Origin of the sequence: Arenibacter sp. F26102 (genome assembly GCF_023015865.1) — a bacterium.
Taxonomy (GTDB): domain Bacteria; phylum Bacteroidota; class Bacteroidia; order Flavobacteriales; family Flavobacteriaceae; genus Arenibacter.
The window spans coordinates 1-4189 of the sequence record NZ_JALKBC010000040.1; the positions used below are offsets into that span (position 1 = coordinate 1).

At 37.5% G+C, this 4189-nt stretch carries 2 protein-coding genes; both read left to right on the forward strand.

The features are described from left to right. The first annotated feature begins 358 nt into the window (after positions 1-358). Entirely contained in the window at positions 359-658 is a 300-nt protein-coding gene (locus tag MWU78_RS22120) for a hypothetical protein (RefSeq protein ID WP_247001973.1), read from the forward strand. 334 nt (positions 659-992) lie between these two features. Next, positions 993-4189, forward strand: a 3197-nt coding sequence (locus MWU78_RS22125) for a VCBS repeat-containing protein (protein WP_247001975.1), incomplete at its 3' end; no start/stop codon positions are given.

Sequence of the window (4189 nt, forward strand, 5' to 3'; positions counted from 1 at the left end):
ATGATGGCATTGCAATGTATAAAATTGAATCAACTAAATAATAGAAAAGTGAAAGCAAGAAGTATCAGCCTAATAATAGCACTGGGATTATGTCTCGGAATGTGGGGCCAATCGGGGTCAGTTACCATTAAGGAAGAAATAATGTCCTAGGACACCTATAACATTAGTAATCCAAATTCTGTGCCTATTTCAAATTTGAAGGTTATGAACATACTTTCAAAAAGATTGATTGGAAAGTAGTAACTCTGGAGAATAAATTTATTAGGTCATAGTACTATCCGAAATAAGTAGGAAAGTTTGGGGAGCAGAGGAGATAATTACCTTGGGAAGATCTGCTTGTAGATACCGATGTGCCTATATGGAACTTCAAGCAGGGCGTATTTTAAATCAATATTCCCCCGGGGAAACCAATCCTATTTCCCAAGCCAATTTTGAACCATATGTCATGGGTCGTTGGAGGGGAACCAGATTCCCCTTTAGGGAAATTCCAGGAATACCAGATGCCAATGAGTACGCTGTGCTAAATGTTATAGCTCACGCTAACCAATTAATCGGTATAGCCGAGGCTAGAGAACAACTTGTCTTTGTAGAATGGACCAATTTGTTAAAGATTATTTTCATGTTCAGGGTTACCACCTATTGTGATCCTGTTTTATAAATAACAATGCCGCTGACCTTGTCGACCCAACAGCCAAATAAGTTGGACCGGACAACAATTCTACAAGGTTGTGGTGGGATACAGGTGGACCAAACTTATGATATTCAACCATCTATTTTCATGGTGAACAAATTGAAAGCCTTTTATTTTAAAATCACAAGTTTTTTATTGCCTAATAATTTCGTGAAATTTCATTTTAAACATATTCATTTATATTGGTGAGTCCCCCTAATTTCTTAACTTACCCTCTTAAAAATTATCTAGTAGTTTTAAATTCTCGGTTATAATAACTAACACATAAAATCTTGCCATTGTTGCTATATTCCTTTTTAACATGAGTAAAACAATTACCGAAATATGCCTGCTTCTAACAACAACAGTGTTCCTTTCTTGCCAGCAGGTAGATGAAAGCAAAATGTTCTCCCTAATGCCTGGCAACAAAACTGGAATTACATTTAAACCTATTCTAATGGAAACTGAAGAATTTAATATATTAACCTATGGCTATATCTACAATGGCGGAGGCGTTTCGGTAGGTGACCTTAATAATGATGGTCTTCCCGACCTCTACTTTACCGCAAGCATGGTAGGAAGTAGGCTATATATCAATAATGGCAATTTTAAATTTGAAGAAATTGCAGAAAAAGCAGGAGTATTCGCTGAAGGTTTATGGAACACAGGAACTACCATGGCAGATGTTAATGGGGATGGTTATTTGGATATTTATGTGTGTAGATCTGCAGCTAAGGACGATTTTAAAAGAAAGAACTTACTTTTTATAAATAACGGTGACTTAACCTTTACCGAGAAGGCAGCAGAATACGGCATTGATGATGCTGGGTATTCCACACAAGGCGCTTTTTTTGATTATGACAGGGACGGAGATCTTGATTTATATGTGGTGAATCATTCCTCACAGGAATATTCCAGTTTTAGACAAATTTCAAATAATCTTAAGCACCAAAGAAACCCTGCCTATGAAGACCGACTTTATAGGAACGATAATGGAAAGTTTGTTAACGTGAGCAATGATGCTGGGCTAGTTTCCAACGTTCTTGGATTTGGACTTGGAATATCCGTATCAGACGTTAATAATGACAACTGGCCGGATATTTATATTTCAAACGATTTTAAGGAACAGGATTATTTATATATCAATAATCATGACGGTACTTTTACCGAAAGCTTGGAAAATTATATTGGGCATACCTCCCATTTCTCAATGGGTTCCGATGTAGCGGATATCAATAATGATGGGTATCCAGAAATTATGACTGTGGATATGCTTCCGGAGAATAACTACCGATTAAAAATGGTCTCAGGTCCGGACAATTATGACAAAAATAGTCTCTTGGAAAAATCTGGATTCTACTATCAGACTATGAGAAATATGATGCACTTGAACAATCAGGGGCAATCATTTTCAGAAATTGGTCAATTCGCCGGGGTTTCCAACACCGACTGGAGTTGGGCCTCCCTTTTTACAGATTTGGACAATGACGGTTTTAAGGATTTGTACATTACCAATGGTGTGAAACGGGATTACACCAATATGGATTTTATGAACTATGCCGTTCAGGAAAGAATTAATCAAAATAAAACAGGGGTTGAAACCGCCATTACCGATTTATTGGAAAACATGCCAGCTACCATTGAAGAAAATTATACCTATCACAATAACGGCGACCTTACTTTTTCCAAAGTTAATGAGCAATGGGGCCTAAATCAGAAGTCCCTCTCCAATGGTGCTGTTTACGCTGATCTGGATAATGATGGTGATCTGGACCTTGTGGTCAATAATATAGACGAATATCCATTCGTTTATAGAAACAATAGTGATTTGCATAACACCAACCACCACCTGAAATTCAATTTTATAGGCGAAGGAAAGAATACATTTGGGATTGGCTCCAAAGTCATATTAAATATTGGAAATGAAATACTTATGCAGGAATTGATGCCTACTAGAGGATTTCAATCTTCCGTGGATTTTAATTTGATTTTCGGATTAGGGGCCGTTGAGACAGTTGATAAGGTGAAAATTATTTGGCCGGATGGCAAGGTTCAGATCATTACCGATGTAAAAGCCGATCAAACAATTACACTAAATCAGAAGGATGCAACTTTGGTGGAGAATAATTCCGAAGCAATAGTCGGCAAAACCTATTTTACCAATATAACCAAAGACAGTCTTATCCCCTACCTTCATTTGGAAAATGATTATAACGATTTTAAGAGGGAACAGTTACTGCCCCATAAACTATCCACCCAAGGACCAAAAATCACCAAAGCGGATGTGAATAATGATGGACTGGAAGATATATTTGTTGGAGGTGCTAAGGGAAGTGAAGGAAAAATGTTTGTGCAAACACCATCAGGAAAGTTTTTGTCCATCAATGAAAAGGTATTTATCATGGATAAAGATTCAGAAGACATTGGATGCCTCTTCTTTGATGCGGATAACGATAATGATATGGATCTATATGTGGTAAGTGGAGGCAATGATTATAACGAAGACTCTGTAGAATTGCAAGATAGATTGTACTTAAATGATGGCAGGGGTAACTTTTCCAAAAAAACCGCGGCATTGCCGAAAATGCTTACAAGCAGTTCTACTGTTAAGGCTTCCGATATTGACGGGGACGGGGATTTAGATCTTTTTGTGGGAGGTAGATCGGTGCCCGGTAAATACCCCACTTCGCCGAGAAGTTATATTTTGGAGAATGATGGAAAAGGGGTGTTTAAAGATATTACCGCTTCCGTGAATTATGACTTGGAATATCCTGGAATGGTAACGGACGCTTTATGGACCGATTTTGATAACGATAATTTTATTGATCTTATTATTGTTGGAGAATGGATGGGGATTAGAACATTCAAAAATGTGGAAGGTAAATTGGTAGAACTCGCTCAAGATAATGGATTAAATAATTCCGAAGGCTGGTGGAACAGTATAGAACAAGGAGATTTTGACAAGGATGGGGATATGGATTATATCATAGGAAATTTCGGTAGAAATTCCCAGTTAAAAACCTCTATAACTGAGCCAGTTGATTTGTATACCAAAGATTTTGATAGTAATGGATCCTTGGATCCTATATTGAGTTCATATAATATGGGGGAGGAATATCCTGTTTTTTCCAAAGACGATATGGTGGGGCAATTAAGTGGACTAAAAGCGAAATATTTAAGTTATTCCGATTATGCCTCAGCCAAAATCACGGATATTTTTAGTACAGAGGAATTAAAGGGAGCAATGGTCTTGAAAGCTAAAAATTTTGACACCAGCTATATGGAAAACCTAGGAAATGGCAAATTTAAACTGGTTCCATTGCCCGCTCAAACACAATTTTCACCCATTTATGGTACTCTAACGGATGACATTGATAACGATGGTAATGAAGATATAATTGTGGGAGGGAATTTCTTTGGAACAAGGGTGAAATTTGGAAGGTATGATGCCAACAAGGGTATGGTCCTATTTGGAGATGGCAAAGGAAATTTTAGACCTGCCAGTGTAATGGAAAGCGG